This window comes from Streptomyces sp. NPDC127197 (assembly GCF_042672405.1).
In the GTDB taxonomy this organism is placed as follows: domain Bacteria; phylum Actinomycetota; class Actinomycetes; order Streptomycetales; family Streptomycetaceae; genus Streptomyces; species Streptomyces flavusporus.
Window position 1 is genome coordinate 50,683 of the sequence record NZ_JBHXVG010000018.1, and the last position, 24,885, is coordinate 75,567.

31 protein-coding genes are annotated in these 24,885 nt (G+C 69.8%); 17 read left to right on the forward strand and 14 right to left on the reverse strand.

All coding sequences use genetic code 11. The features are described from left to right. Nucleotides 1-324: 324 nt before the first annotated feature. Nucleotides 325-798: an Asp23/Gls24 family envelope stress response protein gene (locus tag ACFVJQ_RS26065; protein ID WP_385787383.1), complete on the reverse strand. Its 474-nt coding sequence runs from the start codon at nt 796-798 to the stop codon at nt 325-327. Between the two features lie 431 nt (nt 799-1,229). Between ACFVJQ_RS26065 and ACFVJQ_RS26070 the strand changes: the two genes are divergently transcribed. From ACFVJQ_RS26070 to ACFVJQ_RS26085, 4 genes are all read left to right on the forward strand, one after another. Further along, on the forward strand, nt 1,230-1,655 hold the full coding sequence (locus ACFVJQ_RS26070; protein ID WP_385787386.1) for an STAS domain-containing protein: 426 nt from the start codon (nt 1,230-1,232) through the stop codon (nt 1,653-1,655). Then, the gene (locus ACFVJQ_RS26075; RefSeq protein ID WP_385787389.1) at nt 1,652-2,323 is read left to right on the forward strand and encodes a hypothetical protein; all 672 of its coding nucleotides are present in this window, start codon (nt 1,652-1,654) and stop codon (nt 2,321-2,323) included. Before ACFVJQ_RS26070 ends, ACFVJQ_RS26075 begins: the two co-directional genes overlap by 4 nt. Nucleotides 2,324-2,345: 22 nt before the next feature. Then, nucleotides 2,346-3,074 (forward strand): ANTAR domain-containing protein, encoded by a 729-nt coding sequence (locus tag ACFVJQ_RS26080; protein ID WP_385787392.1) that lies wholly within the window; start codon nt 2,346-2,348, stop codon nt 3,072-3,074. 78 nt (nt 3,075-3,152) lie between these two features. Then, nucleotides 3,153-3,869 (forward strand): ANTAR domain-containing protein, encoded by a 717-nt coding sequence (locus ACFVJQ_RS26085; protein ID WP_385787395.1) that lies wholly within the window; start codon nt 3,153-3,155, stop codon nt 3,867-3,869. A 133-nt stretch (nt 3,870-4,002) separates the two neighbouring features. Here the strand turns inward: ACFVJQ_RS26085 and ACFVJQ_RS26090 are convergent, their stop codons facing one another. From ACFVJQ_RS26090 to ACFVJQ_RS26110, 5 genes are all read right to left on the reverse strand, one after another. After that, a complete protein-coding gene (locus ACFVJQ_RS26090; RefSeq protein WP_385787398.1) occupies nt 4,003-4,821 on the reverse strand; it encodes a SigB/SigF/SigG family RNA polymerase sigma factor in 819 nt (272 codons plus the stop codon). 390 nt (nt 4,822-5,211) lie between these two features. Further along, the gene (locus ACFVJQ_RS26095; protein ID WP_385787401.1) at nt 5,212-5,571 is read right to left on the reverse strand and encodes an ANTAR domain-containing protein; all 360 of its coding nucleotides are present in this window, start codon (nt 5,569-5,571) and stop codon (nt 5,212-5,214) included. Nucleotides 5,572-5,611: 40 nt separating this feature from the next. After that, nucleotides 5,612-5,968 carry a PRC-barrel domain-containing protein gene (locus ACFVJQ_RS26100; protein ID WP_385787404.1) on the reverse strand — a complete coding sequence of 119 codons (357 nt, stop codon included), beginning with the start codon at nt 5,966-5,968 and terminating at the stop codon, nt 5,612-5,614. Between the two features lie 9 nt (nt 5,969-5,977). Beyond that, complete coding sequence (locus ACFVJQ_RS26105; RefSeq protein ID WP_385787407.1) at nt 5,978-6,358, reverse strand: ANTAR domain-containing protein; 381 nt, start codon at nt 6,356-6,358, stop codon at nt 5,978-5,980. Between the two features lie 79 nt (nt 6,359-6,437). Continuing rightward, nucleotides 6,438-6,716 (reverse strand): hypothetical protein, encoded by a 279-nt coding sequence (locus ACFVJQ_RS26110; RefSeq protein ID WP_385787409.1) that lies wholly within the window; start codon nt 6,714-6,716, stop codon nt 6,438-6,440. Nucleotides 6,717-7,089: 373 nt separating this feature from the next. Here ACFVJQ_RS26110 and ACFVJQ_RS26115 point away from each other — a divergent pair, with 373 nt between their 5' ends. The 4 genes from ACFVJQ_RS26115 to ACFVJQ_RS26130 all read left to right on the forward strand — a co-directional run bounded on the left by ACFVJQ_RS26115 (nt 7,090) and on the right by ACFVJQ_RS26130 (nt 8,905). Then, entirely contained in the window at nt 7,090-7,302 is a 213-nt protein-coding gene (locus tag ACFVJQ_RS26115; RefSeq protein WP_385787412.1) for a hypothetical protein, read from the forward strand. Nucleotides 7,303-7,419: 117 nt separating this feature from the next. Continuing rightward, nucleotides 7,420-7,587, forward strand: coding sequence for a hydrophobic protein (locus tag ACFVJQ_RS26120; protein ID WP_224734197.1), 168 nt, complete (start codon nt 7,420-7,422; stop codon nt 7,585-7,587). Between the two features lie 89 nt (nt 7,588-7,676). Further along, complete coding sequence (locus ACFVJQ_RS26125; RefSeq protein WP_385787415.1) at nt 7,677-7,850, forward strand: CsbD family protein; 174 nt, start codon at nt 7,677-7,679, stop codon at nt 7,848-7,850. Nucleotides 7,851-8,176: 326 nt separating this feature from the next. Continuing rightward, nucleotides 8,177-8,905: a hypothetical protein gene (locus tag ACFVJQ_RS26130; protein WP_385787418.1), complete on the forward strand. Its 729-nt coding sequence runs from the start codon at nt 8,177-8,179 to the stop codon at nt 8,903-8,905. Nucleotides 8,906-9,093: 188 nt separating this feature from the next. On the opposite strand, the gene ACFVJQ_RS26135 is transcribed toward ACFVJQ_RS26130, so the two are convergent. After that, nucleotides 9,094-10,722 (reverse strand): IS200/IS605 family accessory protein TnpB-related protein, encoded by a 1,629-nt coding sequence (locus ACFVJQ_RS26135; protein WP_385787421.1) that lies wholly within the window; start codon nt 10,720-10,722, stop codon nt 9,094-9,096. Between the two features lie 275 nt (nt 10,723-10,997). Between ACFVJQ_RS26135 and ACFVJQ_RS26140 the strand changes: the two genes are divergently transcribed. From ACFVJQ_RS26140 to ACFVJQ_RS26150, 3 genes are all read left to right on the forward strand, one after another. After that, nucleotides 10,998-11,126 (forward strand): hypothetical protein, encoded by a 129-nt coding sequence (locus ACFVJQ_RS26140; protein WP_385787424.1) that lies wholly within the window; start codon nt 10,998-11,000, stop codon nt 11,124-11,126. A 309-nt stretch (nt 11,127-11,435) separates the two neighbouring features. Beyond that, entirely contained in the window at nt 11,436-12,422 is a 987-nt protein-coding gene (locus ACFVJQ_RS26145) for a sigma-70 family RNA polymerase sigma factor (protein WP_385787426.1), read from the forward strand. Nucleotides 12,423-12,449: 27 nt separating this feature from the next. Next, nucleotides 12,450-13,850 carry an erythromycin esterase family protein gene (locus tag ACFVJQ_RS26150; protein ID WP_385515576.1) on the forward strand — a complete coding sequence of 467 codons (1,401 nt, stop codon included), beginning with the start codon at nt 12,450-12,452 and terminating at the stop codon, nt 13,848-13,850. Here ACFVJQ_RS26150 and ACFVJQ_RS26155 read toward each other — a convergent pair. The 3 genes from ACFVJQ_RS26155 to ACFVJQ_RS26165 form a co-directional block, all read right to left on the reverse strand. Further along, complete coding sequence (locus ACFVJQ_RS26155) at nt 13,771-14,442, reverse strand: hypothetical protein (RefSeq protein ID WP_385787429.1); 672 nt, start codon at nt 14,440-14,442, stop codon at nt 13,771-13,773. The two genes, ACFVJQ_RS26150 and ACFVJQ_RS26155, sit on opposite strands and share 80 nt — an antisense overlap. A 115-nt stretch (nt 14,443-14,557) precedes the next feature. Beyond that, nucleotides 14,558-16,072: a glycerol kinase GlpK gene (gene glpK, locus ACFVJQ_RS26160; protein WP_385515574.1), complete on the reverse strand. Its 1,515-nt coding sequence runs from the start codon at nt 16,070-16,072 to the stop codon at nt 14,558-14,560. Between the two features lie 39 nt (nt 16,073-16,111). After that, nucleotides 16,112-16,879 (reverse strand): IclR family transcriptional regulator, encoded by a 768-nt coding sequence (locus ACFVJQ_RS26165; RefSeq protein WP_385515573.1) that lies wholly within the window; start codon nt 16,877-16,879, stop codon nt 16,112-16,114. A 197-nt stretch (nt 16,880-17,076) separates the two neighbouring features. On the opposite strand from ACFVJQ_RS26165, the gene ACFVJQ_RS26170 reads away from it, so the two are divergent. After that, the gene (locus ACFVJQ_RS26170; RefSeq protein WP_385515572.1) at nt 17,077-17,502 is read left to right on the forward strand and encodes an ATP-binding protein; all 426 of its coding nucleotides are present in this window, start codon (nt 17,077-17,079) and stop codon (nt 17,500-17,502) included. On the opposite strand, the gene ACFVJQ_RS26175 is transcribed toward ACFVJQ_RS26170, so the two are convergent. The 3 genes from ACFVJQ_RS26175 to ACFVJQ_RS26185 form a co-directional block, all read right to left on the reverse strand. Further along, on the reverse strand, nt 17,503-18,621 hold the full coding sequence (locus ACFVJQ_RS26175; protein ID WP_385515571.1) for a PP2C family protein-serine/threonine phosphatase: 1,119 nt from the start codon (nt 18,619-18,621) through the stop codon (nt 17,503-17,505). 208 nt (nt 18,622-18,829) lie between these two features. Continuing rightward, complete coding sequence (locus tag ACFVJQ_RS26180) at nt 18,830-19,588, reverse strand: IclR family transcriptional regulator (protein WP_385787434.1); 759 nt, start codon at nt 19,586-19,588, stop codon at nt 18,830-18,832. 122 nt (nt 19,589-19,710) lie between these two features. Then, complete coding sequence (locus ACFVJQ_RS26185) at nt 19,711-20,382, reverse strand: dienelactone hydrolase family protein (RefSeq protein WP_385515613.1); 672 nt, start codon at nt 20,380-20,382, stop codon at nt 19,711-19,713. A gap of 143 nt (nt 20,383-20,525) precedes the next feature. Here ACFVJQ_RS26185 and ACFVJQ_RS26190 point away from each other — a divergent pair, with 143 nt between their 5' ends. The 5 genes from ACFVJQ_RS26190 to ACFVJQ_RS26210 all read left to right on the forward strand — a co-directional run bounded on the left by ACFVJQ_RS26190 (nt 20,526) and on the right by ACFVJQ_RS26210 (nt 24,122). Next, nucleotides 20,526-21,647, forward strand: a complete 1,122-nt coding sequence (locus tag ACFVJQ_RS26190; protein ID WP_385787585.1) for a CapA family protein — start codon at nt 20,526-20,528, stop codon at nt 21,645-21,647. Further along, a complete protein-coding gene (locus tag ACFVJQ_RS26195) occupies nt 21,644-22,261 on the forward strand; it encodes a hypothetical protein (RefSeq protein ID WP_385515569.1) in 618 nt (205 codons plus the stop codon). The genes ACFVJQ_RS26190 and ACFVJQ_RS26195 overlap by 4 nt, the downstream gene beginning before the upstream one ends. Nucleotides 22,262-22,325: 64 nt before the next feature. Continuing rightward, entirely contained in the window at nt 22,326-22,778 is a 453-nt protein-coding gene (locus ACFVJQ_RS26200; RefSeq protein WP_385269134.1) for a YbhB/YbcL family Raf kinase inhibitor-like protein, read from the forward strand. A 60-nt stretch (nt 22,779-22,838) separates the two neighbouring features. Beyond that, the gene (locus tag ACFVJQ_RS26205) at nt 22,839-23,168 is read left to right on the forward strand and encodes an antibiotic biosynthesis monooxygenase family protein (protein WP_385515568.1); all 330 of its coding nucleotides are present in this window, start codon (nt 22,839-22,841) and stop codon (nt 23,166-23,168) included. A 108-nt stretch (nt 23,169-23,276) separates the two neighbouring features. After that, on the forward strand, nt 23,277-24,122 hold the full coding sequence (locus ACFVJQ_RS26210) for a GNAT family N-acetyltransferase (RefSeq protein ID WP_385515567.1): 846 nt from the start codon (nt 23,277-23,279) through the stop codon (nt 24,120-24,122). Here the strand turns inward: ACFVJQ_RS26210 and ACFVJQ_RS26215 are convergent. After that, entirely contained in the window at nt 24,104-24,841 is a 738-nt protein-coding gene (locus ACFVJQ_RS26215; protein WP_385515566.1) for a class E sortase, read from the reverse strand. The genes ACFVJQ_RS26210 and ACFVJQ_RS26215 overlap by 19 nt on opposite strands. Nucleotides 24,842-24,885: the final 44 nt, after the last annotated feature.

Below are 24,885 nucleotides of genomic sequence, written 5' to 3' on the forward strand. Positions count from 1 at the left end.
CCATCTTCCGGACCGGCCGGAGCGGGCTCCGCGCACGCAACGTTCCTTGACGCCCGAGTCCAAAGAACGCACTGCCCCTCACGCATCAGCTGCGGCCTCATCCCGGCGATGTCGATCGGCGCGTGCTGTGAAGCCGCCACGGCCGTCCCCTGCGGAAGTCGGAGCGGCGTTGATCGCGGAAGTGCAGCAAGCTGGCCGGTTCCTTCGGATCCCGGATCCGAGCGACAAGGAGCGTGCCCGCTACCGCAGGGCCTTCGACGCGGCCCGTCACCCAGGGTTCGGGCATGTACCTCCGATCACGCCTACCGCTTCTGAGGCGTCGCCCTAATGCACTCGCCCCTCACTGGTCTCCGGACTGCCCTCGTCCGGCAAATGGACGTCGTTGACCGCGATGTTCACCTCGACGACTTCCAGGCCCGTCATCCGTTCCACCGCCGCGATCACATTCTCGCGGACCTCTGCGGCGACGTCGGTGATGCTCACCCCGTATTCCACGACGACCTGGAGGTCGATGGCGGTCTGTTTCTGACCGACCTCCACGTTGACACCGCGCCCCGCGCTCGGGCGCCCGCCCGGGACCCGGTCGCGCATGGCTCCCATGGTGCGGGTGAATCCGCCGCCCAGTGCGTTGATTCCGGGGACCTCCCGTGCGGCGATCCCGGCGATCTTCTCCACCACTCCGTCCGCGATGGTCGTTTTGCCACGGGGCTCCGACGCAGCCGGCAGCATCGTGCCCAGGCCAGGGTGGGACTCAGCCGGATCAGGCTTCCGCAGAACTGAACTGTTCGGCTCCGTCATGCGAGCCACCTCCTGGGGCGGTGCACGGAGTGCCCTACTCGGGCGGCCGTCATGAGTACTTCAGGCACGAGTACCGTGCGGTGCCTCGGATACACACGCGCCACCGCGTTTTTTGCACCGTCCATATCCTGGGATTGGGCTGCTTCGGACCATCCGTCACACGACGCGAGGACTACGCTGCTGTGTAGACGTCCCAGACCCCGGCGGCATGCTGTTGCTGAACCCAGATGGCTGCCTGGTGCGGACTCTTCGTCTGTCACCTGGCGCATCCCTGGAGAGAACTGGGTGGGTCCTCTGTCCTGCTGCGCAGGCTGTCGGACCGGCCGTTGCTCTGCCTCCGCCGAAAATACGCCCCTGCCGGGAGCGCGCCCAGGGGCCGGAACTCCGGCCCACCGTGCCCGCTGCCGGATGGTCTTCCGAACCGAGGCGTCATGCCCCTCTTACAGCTCACCGTCTACCGCCATGACCGAAGGAAGCAGGCGCTGATCACCCTGGCCGGTGAGATCGACCTCGAGTCCGCGCCATTGGTACGCGTGTCCCTGGCGCGGTGCCTGCGGGACGGTATCCGCATCATCGACGTCGACCTCACCCCCGTCACCTTCTGCGACTGCAGCGGACTCAACGCATTCCTCCACGCTGCGCAGCAGACCACTGTGGCCGGCGGGACCCTGCGACTGCACCATCCGCCGACGCCGCCGGCTCGGATTCTCGGCCTCGCCGGCTGCGGGTTCCTGCTCCTCGGCCGTCCGTTCGGCCACCTGCCACCTCCTCTCGGCGACACCCCGGCCGCGCCCCGTCCAGCCTCGCCGCACCGATCTGTCCCGCTTGCGCCTGTTCTCTCGGGTGATGTGCGATGACGGCCGAACCCGGGCGGGGACAGTCACGGAAGCCGGGGGACGGCGAGCCGTCGGCCGTGGCTCCGGTGCGGTTGCGTCGGCTGAACCGTTGGCTGGTGGAGGGCCTGCGTGAGGATCTGGCGGCTCTGTATGTGGAGTCCCGCGCAACGGCGCCGGGTGATCCATACCGCCGTCCCAGCCGCCAGAACTTCCTGAACCGTCTCACCGCGGACATGCGCCGACCGGGATTCGCCATGGTGATCGCCGAGACGGACAGCCTGATGGGATGCGCCTTCGGATTCCCGGTACGCGGCGACGGCTCCTGGTGGCTCGGCTTCGACGGAGCATTGCCGCGCAGCATCGAGCAACTCACAGTGTCCGGCAACGTCTTCGCGTTCGCCGACATCCTGATCCGGCCGCACCCTCAGGACCGGGAACTCGCCCATCGTGTGCAGGAGCGGCTGCTGACCGACCATCAGGCATCGCTCGGCGCCGCCCTGGTGGACCGGGCCGATCGCCCAACCCTCGCTGCGCTCCGCTCCTGGGGGTGGCTGGACATCGGAGAGCTTCGCAGGCCGGCGGGCGCCACCACGTTCCGCGCGCTGGTATTTCCCCTCGGGGAACGCACCACGGCGAGGCTGGAGGGCCTTGTCACGATGCCTGGAGGCGGTGGCCCCAGTGGGGTCTGACAGGCGGTCGGCCCGCATTCGGATGCTGGTGGCCGAGCAGGCGGTCCGACGAGGTGCCCGAGTGAGTGTGGTGGACGTTTGCACCGCGGCTGTGGCCGCGCTGCCGGTCGGCGGGGCCGGGCTGTCGGCGATGTCCAAGGCCGCGGCGAGCCATCCGTTGTGCAGCACCGACGACATCAGCGAGCAACTGGAAGAGCTCCAGCTCACGCTGGGTGAGGGGCCCTGCGTGGACGCCTTTGTACGGGGCTCGGCCGTCCTGACACCCGATCTGCTCACCACTGAACTTCAGGATCACTGGGCCGTGTTCGCCGATGCGGCCCTGGAAGCCGGAGCCCGCGCGGTGTTCTCGCTCCCCCTGCAGAAGGGGGCGATCAGCCCGGGAGTTCTGGACCTGTACGCCAGCATTCCGACCGTACTGAACACGGAGGAACTGGCCGACGCATTGGCGTTCGCCGATCTCGCAACGCTGCTCCTGCTCGACACAAGGATCGACGAGACGGGCGCACCGACCGACGGGCCGATGCCGGACCGCAGCTTCGAGGACCTGGGCACATACCGAGCGGAGATCGACCAGGCCAGCGGGATGCTCACGGTTCAGCTCGGAGTCGGCATCGAAGAAGCCTTCGTCCGGCTCCGCGCCTACGCCTATGGGCAGGGACGCCGGCTCGCGGACGTGGCCGCCGATGTGGTGGCCCGACGGCTTCGTTTCTCCCCGGACGCGGAGCCGGATCAGGCCGAGGAAGAAACCTGACGTTCGGTCCCGGCCGAGGAACGTGCCGTACTTCCCGCCCCTTCGGGCAGGGACTAGTCTCAATCAAGGGTGCCCACGATGGATCAACAGCTTCTGGCCAAGACCTTCGTCGAGCTGGCCGACAATCTGGTCGCCGACTTCGACCTCATCGATTTCCTGCGCCTGCTGACCGACCGCTGCGTCGGCATGCTCGATGCGAGCGCCGCCGGGGTGCTGCTCGCCGACCGGGACGGCAAACTCCGCGTCATGGCCGCCTCCGACGAACGGGTGCGCCTGCTGGAGCTCTTCCAGCTCCAGAACGACGAAGGCCCCTGCCTCGAGTGCTTCCGTACCGGCGTACCGGTGATCGTCCCCGACCTCGGTACGGTGACCGCCCGCTGGCCGCGCTTCGCGGTGGCGGCCCAGCGCAGCGGGTTCGGGGCAGTCCAGGCCCTGCCCATGCGTTTACGGGACGAGATCGTCGGCGCCCTGAACCTCTTCCGCACCACCCCCCGCCCCTTCGACCCGGCCGCCACACCCGTCGCCCAGGCCCTGGCCGATGTCGCCACCATCAGCCTGCTGCAACAACGCACCGCTCAGCGCAGCACGGTGCTCAACGAACAACTGCAGACGGCGTTGAACAGCCGGGTACTGATCGAACAGGCCAAGGGGAAACTCGCCGAACGCCAGGGCATCGACATGGAGCAGGCGTTCAGCGCGCTGCGCGGTTACGCCCGCGCCCACAACCGGCGCCTGGCCGATGTGGCCCGTGCCCTCATCGACAGTTCCGAACCCCTCACCGGTCTGGGGTCCTGATCCACGCCCTTGCCGGGGCCCGCTTCGATGGAGACGAACGGCATCGCCCCTGCCCGCAGGGCACCGCCCGCGCCAGGGAACGGCCCACACCGCCCCCTGGCGGTCCGGCGCCGCCCGTGCACCCGGGACGTCGTCACACTGTCCTCCTGCGATCGTGGGCCTCGGCCATCACCTGGTCGCGCAGGCGCGCACAGGTGCGGATGATCAGCCGGGAGACGTGCATCTGCGAGAGACCGAGCTGCAGGGCGATGCGGCTCTGCGTCATCTCGCAGAAGAACCGCATGTAGAGGATCTGCCGTTCGCGTTCGGGCAGTGCCCGCAGCAGCGGACGGAGCGCCTCACGGTTGACGATCAGGTCGAAGCCGGGCTCTGTGCCACCGAGAGTGTCGGTCAGTGGGTGGCTGTGCTCGGAGTGACCGGGTATGGCATCCAGGGACAGGGAGGTGAAGCTCTCCAGCGCTCCCTCGCCCAGCCGTACCTCCGCCTCGGTGAGGCCGGTGTGCGTGGCGATCTCGTGGACGGAGGGTTCGCGGCCGTAGAGCGAAGCGCACTCGTGGCCGGCGGAGCGGACCTGGCTGCGCAGCTCCTGTACGCGTCGCGGTACGTGCACATCCCAGAGGTGGTCACGGAAGTGCCGTTTCACTTCGCCCAGGATCGTCGGTATGGCAAAGCTCGGGAAGGCGCTGCCAAGGCTTGGGTCGAAGCGGGTCACTGCCTTGACCAGGCCGAGTTGGGCGACCTGCTTGAGGTCTTCGAAGGACTCGCCGCGATGACGGAAGCGCCGGGCGAGACGTACGGCCATCGGCGCCCAGGCGCACACCACCTCCTGCCGCAGCGCGGTCCTCTCCGGGCCGTCCGGCAGGGCCGCGATACGGCGGAACGCGGCATCGGTGTCCAGGGCGTCGTCGTAGCGGTATGCGCTTCGTGGGCTCTGGGTGCGTGCGTACGGCATGGGCACGTGTCTCCCTGATCGGTGGCGTCGCTCACCGTGGGAGCCGTCGGACCGCAGCACGCTGGGGAGCAGCGACAGCTGCTCCCACGGGCGTGCCTCCGGTCTGAAGCACATCGAATGAGTTCCCGGGCAGCCCGGTTTCAAACAGGGGCAACTGCGCCTGCCTACAGGGGATGTGGAGCGGAGAGGGCCGGTGGGCCTGTCATGCCGTCCGGCGAAGTGTCGACAGCGAAGCAGTGATCAGGGCAGAACGGACGAGGAACCGCACCACCGGTGTTTGGGATCCACGAGGCGGGCTACACAACAGAGGCGTCCGACGGCCGTCCTGGACGAAGGCACCGGAGAGTTGAGCTCGCAGCTCCCGGTGCCGTCCGTTGGGCGCGCACGCCGTCATCTCCGGTCCGCCGCATGGAGGCGCCGCAATGCTCGGCGCAGCTCCCGCTGTATCGGTTCCGGGAGCGTCCGGTCCCTCGTCGTAGCGACCAGAGCCGCAGCCACGTCACGTAGCTTGATGTTGCAGTGCTGCGACACGTCCACCAGCAGGTCCCAGGCCCGGTCGTTGGAACACGGCGCCAGGGCCATCACCATGCCGCGCGCCTGGTCGATCACCGCACGGCTCGCCAGCGCCCGCCCCAACTGCTCGTTCCTGGCACGCAGTTCGACGACCTCGGCCAGCAAAGCCGCGTCCCCCGCCGAAGGCACAGCCGTCAACAGCCGCTGTTCTTCACGGGGCGGGGTCACCTGGTGCATGGTCCGTACCTCACAGGGCAGTCATCCCGTCCATAGGTGGTCAGCGGCGCGCCAGTTGCCGTTCTCCGGCCGCACCCGGCTTGTAGGGCAGTCCGTAGTGCTTGAAGATCGCTTCCTCCTGCTCGGCGGGCAACACGCCGTCGGTGCCGATCGAGGGGGCCTGCTTCACCAGCGTTCTGACATAGCCGACCCTGAGATAGCCCGGCCCGGCGATCGCGTCCTCAAGAGGGACGAAGACCAGACGGTGCCGGGTGGGCAGTCCGGTCCGTACCGTGGCCATGGCCGGCTCATCGGTGGTGGTGTCCACATAGACCGCCTCCAGGACACCGATCTTGTGCGACTCGGTGTCGACGACATCGAGGTTGCGCCATTCTCGGACGTCGGCTGCGTGAATCATGACCTCTCCCTACCTGGACGACCCGCCTGGCGGTCGTGAGTTGCACCTCTGGTTCTCCGCGTGAAATCGACGCAGCGCACGCTGCATCCGCACCGGGCGCGGCTTGCCCTCCCAGGCGGCGACCAGGACCGCGGCCGCCTCCGGAAGTTTGACGTTGCACTGCCGAGAGACATCCACCAGTAGGTCCCTGGCCGCCCCGCGGCGGCAGGGAGTCAGGACCATCACCATGCCGCGGGCCTGGTCGATGACCGCACGGCCGGCCAGCGCCCGCCGCAGCTGATCGTTCTCGGCGCGCAGCGCCACGACATCCTGTCCCGCCGACGCGTTCCCCCACGTGGCCTCGACCCGCAGATCCCACCACTCCTCTTGGATCACGCTGGTGCGCTGCATGGCATACACCTCTCAACGATCTCGACGCGTCCGGCCTGGCTGTCGCCGTCCCGGAACCCGCACCGGGCAACGTCACGGGTCACCTGCGGTGTTCGCGGTCCCGACGGTCCTCGCGCCGCCAGCGCGCCCGGTTCTGACGGCTGTAGCGGCGGTCCCAGCGTTCCTGACGATTCCGGCGCTCCTGGTAGTCCCGGTAGTCCCCGAGATCGGAACTGCCTCCAGGGCTCCGGCCTCCGCCACGATCGCGGCCGTGTTGGGTTGCGGCGTAGACCAGCACCGCCGCAGCCACCCACCAGATGGGATTGAGGAAGCCGAAGCCGAACAGGACCGCGATGAGAATGAGGAGCAGGACGAACACGGTGGGCCTCCCCGGGAGCGGGACACAGCATCGATACCGGGGACTGGGGCCTCACCCCACAGCGTAGCCCTGTCCAACGGTTGTGGATACCGTGCGACGTAAGCGCGTCCTGCCCGGCATGGATGGCTGCTTAAGACCTGTTGGGGAGCTGCGGCGAGGTCTAGCGTGCGACATGCCGCCCCTGCCCCTGGCAGCGTCGCACCGCCAGCGCGCTCCCCAGGGGGCGCACCCTGCGCATCGGTGCCGGAACCCGCCGCGTCACGAACGAGGCCGTTCCCGTACGCGCCCATCGTCACGCGATCCCGGTCACGCCCCGAGCGGGCACCGATCTGCTGCCCGCCGCGTCGCACGCATCCCACACCAGGCGGTACACATGTACGCGCTGATCGTTCCCGCTTCGCCCCCCTTCGTCCTGCTCGCCACCGTGATGGCCCTGTCCTGGTGGGAGGACCACATCCTGCCGACGCCGCCGACCGAGTCGGCCGAAGCCCCCGCCGGGGCTCCGTTCACCCCGGCGGCTCCTGCCCAGCTCCCAGAACTCCTCAGTGTCGGCGCTGCGTTGACAAGGGACGTTGCCGGGCGTTGACTGGCAGCACGGCGTAGGGCTGTGCCACTCCGGATTATTCGGCCGCAGCATTCCACCTTCCCGCTTCGCCCGGACCCCGCGGAATCAAGGAAATCCCCGCGATCTGGAGGCCCGGCAATGTTCTGGATTCTTCTCCTTCTGGTGATCCTGGTGGTCTTCGGGTTCGGCTTCACCCTGCAGATCCTGTGGTGGGTCGCAGCCGTCCTGCTGGTCCTCTGGATCGTCGGCTTCGCCGTGCGCGGACGCAACGGTGGCAGGCGCCGGTACAGCCGCAGCCGCAGGTAATCCACTCCACGCCCCATCCCCCGCGGGAACGACCGCCTGTACGGCGATCACGCGCGGGAGCCCATCCAGCGGACACGCAGAGGACAATCATGAGCGTCGGACAGACGATCAAGCACAAGGCACAGGAATTCAAGGGCCGGATCACCGAACGCATCGGCCGGACCACCCGCAATCGGCGACTGCAGCGCGAAGGCACGACCGGCCGGCTCTCCGGAAGCCTGAAGCAGGCCGGCGACAAGGCCAAGGACGCTTTCAGGCGCTGACCGCAAATGCCCCGGGTGGTGCCTACGTCGCGTGGACACCACCCGGTCGGCCTCAACATTCAATGAGCCGACGGGAATTGACGGAAATGAAGCAGACCAACGTGCGAACCGAGAGCCAAAGAAGGCAGCCATGTTCACCGTCGTGATCATCGCCATGATCGTCATCGGCTCGGCCACCCTCCTTTACCTCGGACGTGGACAGGTGCGGGTCGGTGGCGGGTTGTATGAGGGCGGAGAGGGCAGTAGCCGCGTTCGACTCGGCCACCGGGATGCTGCGTGCCCTGTCACGGTTCCTCGCGGGCCGGAATGTCCCGGCCGTCGGCCAGATGCCAGCCACCCTGGAGTTGCCGCTGTCCGGCCTGCTGGGCACGCTCAACCGGTTACCGACGGCCGCCCAGGAGCGGGCGTACGCAGCCAGCGGCTGGACCGGGGCCATTCCACTGCGCAAGGCCGGAGAGGTGCGTTCGGACGCACTCGCTGCGTGGGTGACCGGTCACTGTCCCCATCGCCGTTACCCGTTGATCTTCATCGGATCCTCCAACGGCGCCCTGGTCCATCTGGCGGCGGCGCTGGATGCGGCGTGGCTGCCGCAGACGCTGCTGCTGCTGCCCGTGCGCCGCAGCGGCGTCGCGGTGGACGATCCGCGAGGTGACCTGGCCGCCACCAAAGGTGCGGGCCGGGCTCTGCTCGCCGCCAACCCGGACCTCGTACTGCACCACATGCACGATCCCCATCAGGACCGTCTCATGATCGCCGGGATGACGTACTTCCGGGTCAAGTGGCGTCGGCTGCCCGAGCCCTACCGTCGGTTCATTCAGGACCGCCTGGCTCCCGGCGGGAGGGTCGTCGACGACGACTGCACCTTGCGCTGGCCCACCACGAGGGTGGACGACCGTTATGTGTTCCAGTTCGGCGCCCTGGGCGACGCCACTCCCGAGGAATACCGTCACGGCGGTCCTCGCGTCGCCGAACTGCTCGCCCGCTACGGTTCCCCGGTGCGCTGGTGGAACCCGCCCGCCCCCGACGGCGAGAGTCCCGAGGCGGAATGGGGTTGAGCAGGAGGAACGACTCGACCAGGAGGCGGTTGGCGGGCAGGCCACGATCTGCGTACCAGCGGCGGTAGAGGTCGGCGACGGCAGGGCTGAGCCGTTGCGGCATGTCGAAGCGCAGGAGGTCCAGGTCGAGGCCGTGCTGCCGGGTGAAGGTGGCGAGGTCATCGAGGAGGCCGGACTGCAGACCGTTCCTACGGGCTGAGCGGGAGTGAGTCCTGTTGCCAGAACCCATGCTCAGCCGCGTGCCCCGAACGGTGTTGGGCACACTGGTCCACCGCGTTCGCTCCGCGTCCGGCGCGCACGGATCGTGTCCGTGGTCCGGGGATGCGGGGGCGGGATTCCTCACGCCTCCGGGCGCCCGGTCCGGCCTGGGTGGTCCGATGCCCACGACGATCGCTCCGGTCGTCGTGGGGCGGTGCCGTCCGTCGCCGGATCGGGTGCCCGAGGGCGCGCCTTCCGATCGCCACCGAGGCGGCATCATGCCGCGTGGTGGCGCGCTTGTTGCTGGTGAGGGGCTTCTGCCAGTGCTGGGCGCCCCACTGGGACGTGTATGCCGGGTCAACGGCCACGATCGTGATGCCGAGTTCGGCCGCCATCGACACCAGCCGGGAGCGCAGCCTGGACACCGGCATGCCGGAGATCAGCTTGCGGAACCGCTTCCGTCTGCCGTGCTTCTCCCGTGTCTTCTCCACCTGGAAGTCCAGGTCCTCGATCGCGATGCTCAGGCCGTGCCGCTTGGCCCAGTGCAGCAGGCGCACCAGCGCGTGTCGTACTTGGGCGTCGCGGTAGGTGGCTGGTCCGTCGAGGTCGAAGAAGAACCGGCGCGGGTCGCCGACCGGGTTGCCGTACTCGTCCAGGCGCCATGCCGCGAGGTGATCGGCGTTGGTGTCGACGCCGACCAGACCATCGGCGCGGGCCTGAGCCAGCGGAACGGTCAGAGCCGGCGGGATCGTCCAGGACGCGGTGAGGTACCAGCGGCCGCGGCCGGTATCCAGGTGGATGCGGTAGGCCACGGCCCGGTTCGCCGACACCCGGTCGGCCCACTCCTCGCCCCGATGGCGGAAGGCGACGGTGCCGGCCAGGACGTACCGGCCGTGCCCGCGGTTGGCCAGGTGGGCGAGCGGCGCCGGGAGCCTGATGCTCACCTCCCCGTCCGGGGTGACGCGGATCGTCTCGTTCCCGAACCGCTTCCCGCTCTCGCCGTCGGCCTGGCAGAACCAGCGCGCGGCCTCCCACCGCTGCCGCCATGCGTCCTCGGTGAGCTGGGCCTGTTCGAGGTGGTGCCGGTTGCGGGCCAGCCGCTTGCCGCCACGTGCCACGCGGACGCGTCCGGCGTCGCGGTCGGCCCGCTCGGCGGCCAGCCGGTCTTCCAGGAGGTGCAGGCGGCGGGTCTTGGCGAACCACTCCTGCCGGGAGCGGTAGCCGCCCGGCGCCCGCTTCGTCCCCTTCTCGCCCACCGGCAGCGACAGCCGGTGCGCGATCGTGCGCACCCCGGCCTCCAGGCCCTGAATGTGGGCGAGCTGCGCACGCCGCGACAGCGCCCACTGGTCATGCGTGGCCCTGGTGATACTGCCCGCCCACCGCGACGAGGACTGCTCGGTCAGCGCGCGTTTGCGCTGCGCCCACGTGTCCGTGGAGTGCCCCAGCCCCTCGGCACAGCGCCGCTTCAGGTCACGGGAAGCCAGCGACCCGAGATACGCACCGACCAGCCGCAGCACCTCCTCGTCGCCAGCGGTCAGGCCCTTGAGCCGGGTACGGATCGCGACCCCGGACGGGCCGAGGACGACGAACGGCGCCGACAGCTCACGCGGCACACCCACCACCCCGCCCCCCATCCGCACGCCCCGGACACGTCTGCCACCCACACCCAACGACCGCACCCGCGAAAAGGTCACGCATTCGATCCGGGAACCCCCGTTCCCCCGCGGGAACTGCGCACGCCGCAGCCCGCACACGCACTCACCCACGCCAGAACGCGCTCACACGTACTCAACCAACAACAGCTCACAACCCCTGGCTGGCCCTGCGCACCGGCTCGGCGCCGTACTGGGCGGTCTTCGGCACCGAGATGTTCCGGGCGGGCCTCGAAGCGTACTTGGACGCCACCGATCGCTACGACGAGATCCGGGTCCTGCTGTTCAACCACGGCACCGAGTCCATCGGGCTGGCCGGCGCCGAGGACTGGCACGCACTGCGGCCCGCGCCCGCAAGATCGGCGTCCTGACCGGCACAGATGCCTGCGTATACCCCCGCGACTTCGCCGGCCTGGTCCGCTCGCACCGGGAGCTGAGCAAGATCCGCACGCTCTGTCCGCTACCGCTGCCCCTCGACGCCGAGGACGCTGCTGCGGCCCTCAACGCCCATGACGAGATCATCTGGCACTCGACGAACTGAGCCCACCTTGCGCATCACGCCCCTGGCGGTACGACGAGTGGTACTGCGTGACGAGGACCGGGCGGGGTAGGCGGAGATCAGGCGGACTCATGATGGGCAGGAGCCGAACGGCGATTGCGGTGCTCCGCCTTGGAGGCTGATGACCATGCCGCCCGAGACGCACGCTGGTACCACCAGTCGCCAGGCGCGACCAGGCGAACCCCATGAGGAGCCGGACCTGGTACGCCAGTACTTGACCCAGATCGGATCCATTCCCTTGCTGACCGCTGCTGAGGAGGTCGATCTGGCCAAGCGGATCGAGGCCGGGGTGTACGCCGAGGAGCTGCTGCGGGAGGCAGAAGCCGACCGGCGCGAACTCGCCCCGCAGTGGCGCCGGGACCTGGAGGCGGTGGCCCGTGACGGACAGCACGCCAAGGACCACATGATCCGCGCCAACCTCCGGCTGGTCGTGGCGATGGCCAAACGGCATGCGCGCCGTGGCCTGCCCTTCCTGGACACCATCCAGGAAGGGAACATGGGGTTGATCCGGGCGGTGGAGAAATTCGACTACACCAAGGGCTACAAGTTCTCGACGTACGCCACCTGGTGGATCCGGCAGGCCATCGAACGCGGACTGGCCCAGCATGCACGCACCGTTCGGCTGCCCGTGCACGTGGTGGAGAACCTGTCCAAACTCGGCCGCGTCGAACGCCGGATGCTGGGGAGGCTGGGGCGCGAGCCGACGGTGGAGGAAGTCGCTGCGGAGACCGGCTTCTCGGTCGAGAGGGTCGCGGAACTGCGCCGTGTGGGGCGTGAGGCGATCAGCCTCGACACCCCTGTGGGAGAAAGCGGCGAGACCGTGGTCGGCGACCTGATCGAGGATACCGAGGTGTTGCAGGCCGCCGACGTCGTGGAGTATCGCGCGCTCGCAGCACAACTGCGAGCGATTATCGGAACGCTCCCGCCGAGAGATGCCATGATCCTCACCCTGCGGTACGGCCTGCACGACGGTCGACCGCGCTCGCTCACGCAGATCGGCGAGCACCTGGGGCTGACCCGCGAGAGGGTACGCCAGCTCGAGAAGCAGGCACTGGCAGAACTCCGTGCTCCCGAACGCCACGAGCCCCTCCTCGAATGGGCGGGATAGGACAAGCGCGCGGAAGGGGAACAAGCCGTGTCCGACACCGACCAGGTCCGCATCCGGGACGAGGCCCTGCCCCTGGCCGAGGCGGCGTCGCTGGACCCGCTGCTGGAACGTATCGGCGATGCCCGCTATGTGCTGCTGGGCGAGGCCTCCCACGGAACGGCCGACTATTACCGGGTACGTGATGTGCTGACCCGTCGGCTCATCGAGGAGAAGGGCTTCTCCTTCGTGGCCGTCGAGGGCGACTGGCCCGACTGCCAGGCCGTGCACTGCTCGGTGGTCGCGGCGCCGGGCTCGCCCGAGGATCCCGGGGACGTGCTGGCGGGCTTCCGGCGGTGGCCGGCGTGGTTGTGGGGCAACACGGACGTGGCCGCCTTCGCCCGGTGGCTGCGCCGGCACAACGAGGAACGGCCGCCGGAGCGGCGCGTCGGCTTCTTCGGACTGGACGTCTACAGCATGTGGGAGTCGCTGCACGCGGTGCTCGACCACCTGCGCGAGCACGATCCCGACCGGGTGGACCATGCCCTGGAGGCATACCGCTGCTTCGAGCCGTATGCCGAGGACCCGCAGTCCTACGCGGTGGCCACCCGCATCCTGCCCGAGGGCTGCGAGCCGCAGGTGGTGTCCCTGCTCACCGAGCTGCGGCAGCGGACCGCGCAGACGGCGGTGACGGACGGCTCTCTCGCCGAGTTCGCCGCGCGGCAGAACGCGGAGGTGCTGGCCGGCGCCGAGCGCTACTACCGGGCCATGCTCAGCAGCGGCCCCGAGTCGTGGAACATCCGCGACCATCACATGGCCGACACGCTGGACCGTCTGATGGAGCGCTACGGTTCCGGCGCCAAGGCCGTGGTGTGGGAGCACAACACCCACATCGGGGACGCCCGCGCCACGGACATGGCCGACAGGGGCCTGGTCAACGTCGGCCAGTTGGTGCGTGAACGCCATATGGGCGACGGCGTGGTGCTGGTCGGCTTCGGTTCGCACTCCGGGACCGTGATCGCCGCGGAGAGGTGGGGAGACGTGCCGAGGATCATGGATGTTCCGCCCGCGCACGCCGGCAGCCTGGAGGACCTGCTGCACCAGGCGCTGCCCGGGCAGCGGGCGCTGTTCGTCTTCCCTCACGTGCAGTTGCAGAGGCCGCCCGTCACCGGCCGGCGCGAGTGGTTCCACCAGGAGCGCGGCCACCGGGCCATCGGCGTCGTCTACCGGGCGCAGTACGAACCCGTGAGCAATTACGTACCCACCGTCCTGGCCCAGCGCTACGACGCCTTCTGCTACCTCGACCGCACCGACGCCCTGACCCCACTGGGCACCGACGAGCCGGCCCCTCGCCGGCCGGCGACGCCCGCTGTCAGCTCTGCCGACCGGCCAGTTCCCGCACCTTCTGGTAGCCGCCCTCGTCGTGACGGATCCGCACCAGTGCGTCGATGAGCCGTACGAACTGCCGGTCGTCGTCCACGAGCGAGCGCAGGGAGTCCGCGTCATCGCCCAGGGCGAGCCGGTCGGCGGCGTCGAGCGCCTTCTTGTCGGCGAACGGGCCCAGCTCCTGCCACAGCAGCTGGGCCTCCCGGAAGAAGGCATCCACCACGTCGTCGTCCACGTTCGCGAAGTGCCGGAGCAGTTCCCGTTCCCGCTGCGGGTCCATCTTCGCGTCGTCGCGCAGTTCGCCGAGGTCGCCTCCGTGGTCTTCCTGCAGGTGCAGTGCCGCATCGGTCATCGCCGTGCTGATGCGCCTGCGGTCACCCTCGGGGTATCCGGCGTCGGCGAGGACCTCGGCGATCTTGGCGGGCCCGGCCTGCCGTACCTTTCCTGCGGTCGACCAGTGGTGACCGCGCAGGGTCATGAACGTGCGTACGGCTGTCTCGGGGGTCACTCCGGCGTCGGTCAGTGCTGCCAGCTGCAGCAACTGGAACAGCGCGTGCGGCCAGTTCCTGAGGTGGATCTCTGCCTCTTCAGCGAGGCTGTGCCGCCCGTACTGGTCCAGCAGCACCTCCACCAGGTCCTTCTTCTGCGGCTGAGCCATGTCTTCGTCCTCACCGGCCACGAGCAGGTCGCGAACTGCTGGTTCACGGCTTCCTTCTGCCGCGCGGGTACCCGTACAGATCGCATGCACACAGCATCCGAGGACGCCTTCACCCTCAAGTGCGCCTCGGCGGTTTGATCCACCCCAGCGACCGCTCCACGGCTCGTTGCCAGTTGTCGTACTCCGACTCCCGATGTTCAGGGTCCATGTCCGGCAGCCATTGGGCGGCCCGGTGCCAGTTGCGGCGCAGGACTTCCAGATCCGGCCAGAAGCCTGCGGCGAGCCCGGCGGCGTAGGCGGCGCCGAGGGAGACCGTCTCGGCGACCATGGGCCGCACCACCGGCACGTCGAGTACGTCGGCCACGAACTGCATGAGCAGGTTGTCCGAGGTCATCCCGCCGTCCACCTTGAGCTGTTTCAGGGCGACGGAGGAGTCGGCGTTCATGGCGTCGACGACCTCGCGTGTCTGCCAGCCGGTGGCCTCCAGGACGGCTCGGGCCAGATGGCCCTTGGTGATGTACGAGGTGAGGCCGACGATGACCCCGCGTGCGTCGCTGCGCCAGCGGGGTGCGAACAGACCCGAGAACGCGGGGACGATGTAGCAGCCGCCGTTGTCCTCGACGGTCCGCGCGAGGGTCTCGATCTCGGGGGCGCTGCTGATCAGTCCCAGCCGGTCACGGAACCACTGGACCAGCGAGCCGGTGACGGCTATCGAACCCTCCAGGGCGTAGACGGGGGGCTGGTCCCCGATCTTGTACGCGACGGTCGAGAGGAGTCCGTGCCGGGACCGCACCATGTCGGTCCCGGTGTTGAGCAGCAGGAAGCTGCCCGTTCCGTACGTGCACTTCGCCTCACCCGGGGAGAAGCAGGTCTGGCCGAACAGGGCGGCCTGCTGGTCACCGAGGGCGGCAGTAATACGGATCCCCGGAAGGACGGTGCGGGCATCGCCGTAGCTCTGGGCGGAAGGCCGGATCCCGGGCAGCATGGGGCGGGGCACCCCGAAGAACGCCAGAAGCTCCTCGTCCCAGATGAGGGTGCGGATGTTCATCAGCATGGTGCGGCTGGCGTTGGTGGCGTCGGTGATGTGCAGGCCGCCGTCCGCACCGCCGGTGAGGTTCCAGATCAGCCAGCTCTCCATCGTGCCGAACAGCACATCGCCGTCCTTGGCCCGCTGCTCCAGCCCGTTGACATGGTCGAACAGCCAGCGGATGCGCAACGCCGAGAAGTAGGTCGAGGGGGGCAGGCCGCACCGCTCGAGGAAGAACTCGTCTCCGGGTCGGTGTCTGAGCTCCTCGACAAGCGGCGCTGTGCGGGTGTCCTGCCAGACGATCGCCCTGCCCAGCGGGGCACCTGTGAGCCGGTCCCAGAGCACCGTCGTCTCGCGCTGGTTGGCGAGGCCGATGGCGACGACGTCCCCGGCCGCGACACCGGCGACGGACAAGGCCTCGGGTACGACGCGCTGCAGATTGCGCCAGATCTCGAGAGCGTCGTGCTCGACCCATCCGGGACGGGGAAAGTGCTGCTGATGCTCCCGCTGGGCAACCGACACCAGCCGACCATGGTGGTCGAACAGAATGCACCGGGTGGAGTTGGTGCCCTGATCGATGGACATCACATACCGTTCGACCATGATCGGGTCTCCCTTCCGATGTATCGAGGGGCGGTGGGACTACCAGCGGGCCGCGCCCAGGTCTCTGGAGATCGCCCGTGCGGCCTCGCGCAGCAGGGTGACCAGGCTGGACCGGGGTCGGCCCTGGTTGTCACAGATCCGCTCGACCGGGCCGGACAGTCCGATGGCGCCCACCACGAGACCGCCGTGCCCCCGGATCGGCGAGGCGACGCCGGCATCTCCCATGCTCATTTCCTGGACCTCGGCGGCCCATCCCAGTTCCCGGACCTCGGCGAGCGCCCGGGTGAGCTGCTCCGGGGCGACCAGGGTGTGCCGGGTGTACGCCTCCAGCCCGGATTCCAGGGCCGACTCCACGGGCTCGGTCCCGAAGGCCAGCAGCACCTTGCCGAGCGAGGAGGCGTGCAGGGGCAGCAGCGCGCCCACGTCCAGGGTCTGGAGTGTGTCGTCCGGCCGGAACACGTGGTGGACGATCAGGACCTTGCCCTCCAAGGGGGTGCCCAGACGGACCGCTTCCCCACTGCGGGCGGCGAGAGCATCGGCCCAGTTGATCGAGCGTGACCGCAGCTCGTTCACGTCGAGGTAACTGGTGCCGAGGTGCAACAGGGCTGCCCCGAGCTGGTACTTCCCGGTCGCCTCGTCCTGCTCCACGAAGTCCACGTGCTGCAGTGTGCGCAGAATGCCGTGGGCGGTGCCCTTCGCCAGCCCGAGCGAGGCCGCCACCTCGCCGAGACCGAGTCGACGGGGCCCACCGGCGAGCAGACGCAGGATCGCCGCCGCCCGTTCGATCGACTGAACCGGGCCGGCCATAAAGCGAGCGTAGCCCCGCCATGGGGCGTCCGCTGTACGTGCCGGGCGCCGCTTCATCAGGCGGATGGGCGTCGACGTTCGGTAATGCCGACCGCCATTCGTTGACCGGCCTCGCTTCGCTCTTTAGCGTGCAACGAGGCCCGGCTGCACGCGCTGAGGCCCGGCGTCCGGCCCACAGCGCTCACAGAGGAGAGCAGATGGCGGTACAGCTCAACACATCGCCTCGGGCGGCATGCGCAATGGTCTGTCCGCTCCCGCACGCCCCGGGGGCGGTCTCGGTCCTGCGTGGACGCGTGCGGGCGCTGCTCGCAGACTGGAACGTCTTCCCGGAGCTCGTCGAGGACTGTCTCCTCGTGGTATCGGAACTGCTCACCAACGCGATCGTCCACGCCCTGCCCCCGGCGGAGCTGCGGCTGTCCTGGGCCCGGGGCGACGGACTCGGCACCCTGCGTATCGAAGTCACCGACGCGGGACCCGCGTGTCCGGCGGGGCAGCCGGCTGCGGAGATCGACCCGGACGAGCACGGCCGGGGCGAGGAGATCGTCCACGCACTGGCGACCCGGCACGGCATGTCCGTCCACTCCGGCGGGGTCACTCGGTGGGCCGATCTCGTCGCGGCGTGACTACGGAGCCTGATCGGCGCGGCTGAGCGGGGCCGATGGGGCCCCGGATGAACACAGCGTGGGAGACACCGGGTCCGCCGCCCCTTCGCCGGTCTCGGCAAGGGCCGGTTTGCGGAGCAGGAGCAGCGCCGCGTCATCATGCAGCCGGCCGCCCACGTGTGCCAGCAGTTCGTCATGGAGCCCGGTGAGGGTGCGTGCCGGTTCGTCGCACACGTGTCGCGCAAGCCCCTCGGCCAGCGGGTAGAACTCACGCCCATGGTTGCGGGCCTCGGTGACCCCGTCGGTGTAGAGCAGCAGCTGGTCCCCCTCGGCGAAGGGCAGCACCTGGAGGCTGGGGGCCTCGCCCGAGAGGGCACGCAGTCCGAGCGGTGGCGTCGGACGGGTGGGCTCCACCGCCACAACACTGCCCGACCCGCGTACCAACAGCGGCGGCGCGTGTCCACAGTTGACCACCTCCAGCTGCCCGGTCTGCGGGTATCCGGCGACCACGGCGGTGACGAAGTCGTCATGGGCGAGGTTGCGCGCTAGGCTGCGCTCGATCCGGTCGACGACGGCAAGCAGATCGGGCTCGTCGTAGGCGGCCTCGCGAAAGACACCGAGCACCAGTGCGGCGGTGCTCACGGCGGGCAGCCCCTTGCCGCGCACATCGCCGACGATCAGCCTGACCCCGTACGGCGTGTTCACCAGCGCGTAGAGATCTCCACCGATACGAGCCTCCGCCGCCGCAGCGCTGTAGCGCACGGCCACCCGGAACGGGCCGACAGTCTCCGGTACGGGTTTGAGCAGCGCATGCTGAGCGGCCTCCGCAACCGAGCGAACGGCCGCAAGAACGCGCTCACGACGTCCGCGCAGCACGCTGGCCAGACCACCCGCCAGGGTGACGATCACCACAGCGGACAGTACGGCCGCCAGTTCGGAGCCCGGAACACCCTCCCGGGCTCCGAGCGCGGCGCCCAGCGCCAGGGCGAGGAGACCGACACAGAGGACGCCGCGCGGCCCGTTGGTGGTGGCGGCCAGCGCGGGCCCGGCCACCAGCAGCGGCAGCCAGATCATCCCTGCGCCGCAGAAGAGGGCGACCAACACGGCCACCGAGACGATCAGCACGGGAAGTACGGGCATACCGGCAGCCAGCTGTGCGGCGTGCCGGTGGGCTGATGCTCGGTTCCTGAAGGGCCTCATCGGCCAGTGGCCGCCACCATGGTCCCGGGCATGACGCATGCTTCGTCCGCAATCCTCACCTGTGCGAGGGAGCGACAAGGGGCGCTCCCGACTTGTCCGACTTCATCCAGGAAACGGGTTCGGCTCGGGCATCACAAGGCCACGATTTTCAGATAGTGAGCGAAAGGCTCCTGGTCACTCGACTCGCGGTCGGAAGCAGCCGCGCCCGGATCTCCTGAAGTCGGGACAACCGGTCCACCGGCAGTGAGACACCGAGCGCGCCGATCCTGTCCCCGCTGTAGACGGGCACAGCGACGCACACGGTGCCGAGGGCGTACTCCTCCAGGTCCGTGACGGCCGGGGCCACGGGTGAGGAGTCGAGCCGCCGGAGCAGTTCCGAAGGGCTGGTGATCGTCCGTGGGGTGAGGTCGGCGAGGGTGTGCCGGGAGAGGTACTCCTTGCGCGACTCTTCGTCCAGTTCTCGCAGCACGGACTTGCCCAGCGCGGTGGCGTGTCCCGCGTCCTGGAATCCCACCCAGAGGTCGACGCGGGGCGCCCGCGGGCTGTCGACGATCTCGGCGACCCGGATCTCCCCCTCCTCGTAGAAGGTGAGGTAGGTGGCGGTCGCGAACTCGTCCCGCAGAGCGGCGAGCGTGGGACGGACGCGGCTGAGCAGCGCCTGCCCGCTGCCCGCGGTCTGCAGCGCCTGCAGCTTGTCGCCCAGGACGAACCCGCCGTCGTCCAGCTTCCGTACGTATCCGTCATGCGCCAGCGTCCGCAGCAGGTGATAGGCGGTGGCCAGGGGCAGACCCGTCTCGCGTGCCAGTTGCTTCGCCGGCGCGCCGTTCTCGTGCGCGCTCGCCGCCTCCAGCAGGCGGAAGGCCCGCTGCACGGAGGTGATGAGCGTCGGGCCGTCATGAGCACCCATGCGACCAGCCTGCGCCAGGTGCCAGGCGCAGGCAAGGCAGGGGCCCGTTGCGGCTCCGCGGTCCGAGGCCGCGGCCGCCTCCGGCGAACCCAGGGGCGGCCCACGGCCCGGACACCCGCCGCTCAACGCCCCTTCGTGGCCTCTTGGGCGGACCGCAGGCGCTCTGTGCACCACTCCCGCGCCGTGTCGGCGACCTGCTCGAGCGCACCGGGCTCCTCGAAAAGATGGGTGGCACCGGGCACCACGTGCAGGGTGTGCGGGGCGTGCAGCCGCCGGGCCGCCTCCTGGTTGAGCCGCAGCACCTGCTGGTCGTCACCGCCGACGATGAGCAGCACCGGCGCCTGTACGGCGCCCAGGGCGTCGCCGGCCAGATCGGGCCGGCCGCCTCGCGACACCACGGTCACCACGCGGTCGGGTCGTTCGGCGGCGGCCACCAGGGCCGCGGCCGCGCCGGTGCTGGCACCGAACAGGGCGACGGGCAGTGCCCTGACGTCCGGTTGCTGCTCCAACCAGTCGATCGCGGCTACCACTCGGCGTCCCAGGAGCGGGATGTCGAAGCGGTGCTCGGCGGTCAGCGCGTCATATTGGTCCTCCCGCTCGGTGAGCAGGTCCATCAACAGAGTGGCCAGTCCGGCGGTGCGCAGCTCGGCGGCGACCATGCGGTTGCGCGGGCTGTGGCGGGAACTGCCGCTGCCGTGTGCGAACAGCACCACGCCGTGCGCCGGTGCCGGCACGACCAGGTCACCCACCAGCGAAGCGCCGTCGGCGGGCACCGTGACCACCTGGGAGATCATGGACATCATCTTCTTCCTCAGGGCTGCCTGTCCCATGGCCGATGCGCCGTCGGTCCTCCGGTCCGGGTACCCGTCCGGGCGGTGCGGATTTCACCGGCGCGGTGGCGGACGACGCCCGCGGCGAGGCGGCCTACGGTGGGGACATGGGCGGCAGCCTGGTGACACTGTTCCTGTGCGGCGATGTGATGCTCGGGCGCGGCGTCGACCAGATCCTTGCCCACCCCGGCGACCCGGCGCTGCGGGAGGGCTACGTTGTGGACGCCCGCTCCTACGTCGAGCTGGCGGAGGCGGCCAACGGCCCGATCCCCGCGCCGGTCCCCGCGTCCTGGCCCTGGGGCGAGGCGCTGCGAGTGCTCGACGAAGCCGCTCCGGACGTTCGCATCATCAACCTGGAGACGGCGATCACACGCTGCGCCGGCTTTGCGCACGACAAGGCGGTCCACTACCGGATGCACCCGGCCAACCTGCCCGCCCTGGCGGTTGCCCGGCCCGACGTCTGCGTCCTGGCCAACAACCATGTCCTGGACTTCGGTCGCCCCGGCCTGGCGGAGACCCTGGACGCGCTGGCCGATGCGGGACTTCGTACGGCGGGCGCGGGACGCGACGCCGCCGAGGCGTACGCGCCCGCGGTGGTGCCCCTCGACGGCGCCGGCCGCGTGCTGGTGTTCGCCCTCGGAGCGGCGTCGAGCGGCATTCCGTCCGACTGGGAGGCGACCGCGGACCTGCCCGGTCTCGCGTACGTGCCCGGCTTCTCGCAGGCCACCGCCGACGCCGTGGTCGAGCGCGTACGAAGGGCCAGGCGGACCGGCGACATCACCGTCGTCTCCGTGCACTGGGGCTCCAACTGGGGCTACCACGTTCCCCGGGACCAGGTCCGCTTCGCACACGCCCTGGTGGACGGCGGCGTGGACCTTGTCCACGGCCACTCCTCGCATCACCCGCGCCCCCTGGAGGTGTACCGGGACCGGCTGATTCTCTACGGCTGCGGCGACTTCATCGACGACTACGAAGGCATCTCCGGCTACGAGGAGTACCGCGACGATCTCCGCCTCGCCTACTTCGTGACGGTTGCGGCGGGCACCGGACGGCTGGCCGGCCTGCGCATGGTGCCCCTGCAGGCCCGGCGGATGCGGCTGGAACCCGCGGCCGGCCAGGACCGCGTATGGCTGCGCGCGACACTCGACCGGATCAGTGCGGGCGTGAGCGTGGCGCTGCAGCCCGACGACACGCTCGTGTTGCGTCCCGGCACGCGGACCGGCCGATGACCCGCCGGCTGCGGCTGACGTTGCTCGGCATCGGGGCGATGAACTCGCCGCGGTTCGCGCCCGCCGGTCTGCTGCTGCGCTGCGCCGGGCACCGCGTGGCCTTCGACGGCGGGCCGGGCGCCGAACCGCCGCCCGGGCGGCTCGACGGCTGGCTGGTCACCGACGAGCAGTCGGAACTGCGGGCCGCGCTGCGCCGGAGCGCAGCCGCGCGGGGCGTCCGGCTGTGCTCCGGTGACCTGGAACTGGGCGACGTGTGCGTGCGGCGCTGTCCGGTGGTCCACACCTCGCATCCTGCATACGGCTACCGGATCGAAGCGGGCGCAGTGAGGGTGGTGTGGGCGCCGGAATTCTGGGAGTTCCCGGACTGGGCCGCGGGGGCGGTCCTGATGTTCGCCGAGGCCGCCGCGTGGGACCGGCCGATACGGTTCCGAGGCGGCGTCGGCGGCCACGCACCCGTGCACACCGTCGCCGAGCAGGCCGTACGGCACGGGGTGCGGCGGTTGGTCTACGCCCATATCGGCCGGCCCACACTGCGGGCGATCGACGACGGGGTGAAACCGCCGACCGGGGAGTGGGGCGTCGAGGGCCGCACCTATTCGGTGCCGTTCACGTGAGCAGGCCGACCGACCCGCGCGACGATCACGCATGTCCGGCCCCGGCCTGGGTACCCCGGGCCATATGGCTGGCATCGACCTCAAGAGCAGCGCATTCAGTGACCAATCCTTCATCGCGCGCCGCTACGCGTACGAGGGAGACAACGCCTCCCCTCCGCTGACCTGGAGCGGCGTGCCGGACGACGCGGCGGAGCTGGTTCTGCTGTGCGAAGACCCCGACGCCCCGTCGGGCACCTTCGTGCACTGGGCCGTCGTCGGCATCGATCCCCACAGTGACGGCGTCGGCACCGGACAGCACCCGCCCGGCGGCACCGAACTCGTCAACGGCTACGGCGACCATGGCTGGGGCGGACCGCATCCGCCGCCGGGAGACAACCCACACCACTACCTCTTCCGGCTCTACGCCCTGGCAGAACCATGCGTCCTCCCCGACGCGCCCAGCGCCGACCAGGTGCACGAGGCCGTCGAGAAGCGGCAGCTCGCCAGCGGCACCCTCGTGGGGCTGTACCAGCGCTGACCCACTGGTGGATTCACCCCTTCCGCGTCTGCCTGCAGCCGGTGGGGCAGGATGAGGAGCATGAGCGTAGTCAAGATCAACGTACTGACCGTTCCCGCCGAGCAGCGGGAAACACTGGAGAAGCGCTTCGCCGCCCGTGCCCACGCCGTGGAGAGCTCCGACGGGTTCGAGTGGTTCGAACTTCTGCGGCCGGTCGAAGGCACCGACAACTACCTCGTCTACACCCGGTGGCGCGACGAGGAGTCCTTCCAGGCCTGGATGGAGGGACCCATGAAGGCAGCCCACCAGGGCACCGGCGCGGACAGCGGCGAACGCCCCCAGCCCGCGGCAACCCACTCCACCCTGTGGTCCTTCGACGTCGTGCAACAGGCAGCACCGAAGAACGCGTAGATCACGCCGCGGCGGCACCAGGTTCGCCCCGGCACAGCAGTGCCGGGGCACTGCCCGACCGCAATTCTCGGATGCGGCACCGGGCCGCTGCGTGGTGGGATGCGCCGTATGAGCGTTGCAGCGCTGCGTGCCCGTATCGAGCAGTACTACGCCACCGTGCCGCTCCTGTTCGCCGATGCCGAGGACTTTGGACCGCTGCGGCTGTTTGTGCGCACAGAACCAGGCACCCCGTACTACGGCGGTCCCAGCCACGCTCAACCCACCGCAGAAGCCGCGACCGTCACCGCCGCCGACATCGCCCGGGTCCGCGCCCGGCAGCGTGAACTCGGCGTGCCGGAAGCCTTCGAGTGGCTCGCCGAGGCGGCACCGACGCTGCGCACCTGTATCGAGGCCGCCGGCCTCCCCGTGCAAGAACGTCCGCTGATGGCCCTGGACCCGCACGCCCCAGTGCGCCCGCAGCCGCTGCCGGACGGCGTCGCGATCCGCGAGCTGACGGCCGACGACCCGGCTCTGCCCGCAGCCCTCGCTCTCCCCCGCCTCGCCTTCGCCGCGGCGGGCACCTCGGTGGGCTCGGCGGGCCGCGCGGAACTGGCGAGGGCGGCCGCAGAGGTGACCGCGGACGGCGCGTTGGCAACAACGCGCCCCGCCATCCGCGCCGGGCACAAAACGCTCATCGCTGCTCTCGCCCCTGACGGCACCCCGCTCGCCGTCGGCCACTACCACCCCGCTCACGGCACCACCGAGATCGGCGGCGTGGGCACCCTCCCCACCGCTCGCCGCCAGGGACTGGCAGCCGCCGTCACGGCGGCGCTGGCGACCCACGCCCGCGACCACGGCGTGGGCACCGTCTTTCTCGCCTACGCGGAGGATGCCGTCGCCCGCATCTACACCCGCCTGGGCTTCCGCCAGGCGGGGACCACTCTTCTGATCGCCAATCAGCCCGCACGGTCGTAGCCCCGCGGAGCGGAGCGGCTGCCCCCCGACCGCTCCGCCGACGCGAGTACGCCGATCTTGTCTATGCGGTGCTCGGGGTTGTTCCTGTCGTCTCGCCAGAAGTTCCCCGCCGCGTTGTCCTCAGGGGTGGCGCACGTCGATATGGTGATCATGGCTTGGGTGGGCACTTCGCCGGGCGAGCCGGGTACGGCGGCGCGCTGCTCGGCGAGTGAGCGCGCGGACCGGAAGGACGTCCACCTGGTCTCGGTGATCTTGTACGTGTAGACGGTGCTCCCCAACGCGACGCGCACGGTGTCACCCTTGTCGAGTTCGGGCAGCTCGCGCAGCGGGCCGCCCGCGCTCAGGCGGTGGGCGGTGACGAGGTAGTTGCCCGTTTCGCCGGGACCGACACCGCCCTGGTCACCGTAGGGGCTGGCGGCGACGCCGCGGTCCTGGATTCGCGTCCCCGGCGCGTCGTCCGTCGTTCCTTCGTAGGGAACGACCTCCAGGTCCCGCACACCGATGGCAGGGATGCTCAGCGAGGCGGAGTCGGAGCGCGGATCGGTGTCCGGCAGCGGACTGGACGAAGGAGAGGACGGGGCCGCCGCAGAGGACATACGGGCCGGGGCAGGGTGGGGAAGGGGCGGGGACGTGCCGAGCGTGTCGGCACCGGCACATCCTGTCACAAGGAGCAGAAGTCCGAAGGTGAGAGGTGTGCTGACGGCACGTGTGATGGCCATGGCACTCCCGACCGGCGCCGGATGGACAGCTGGACGGTCGAGCA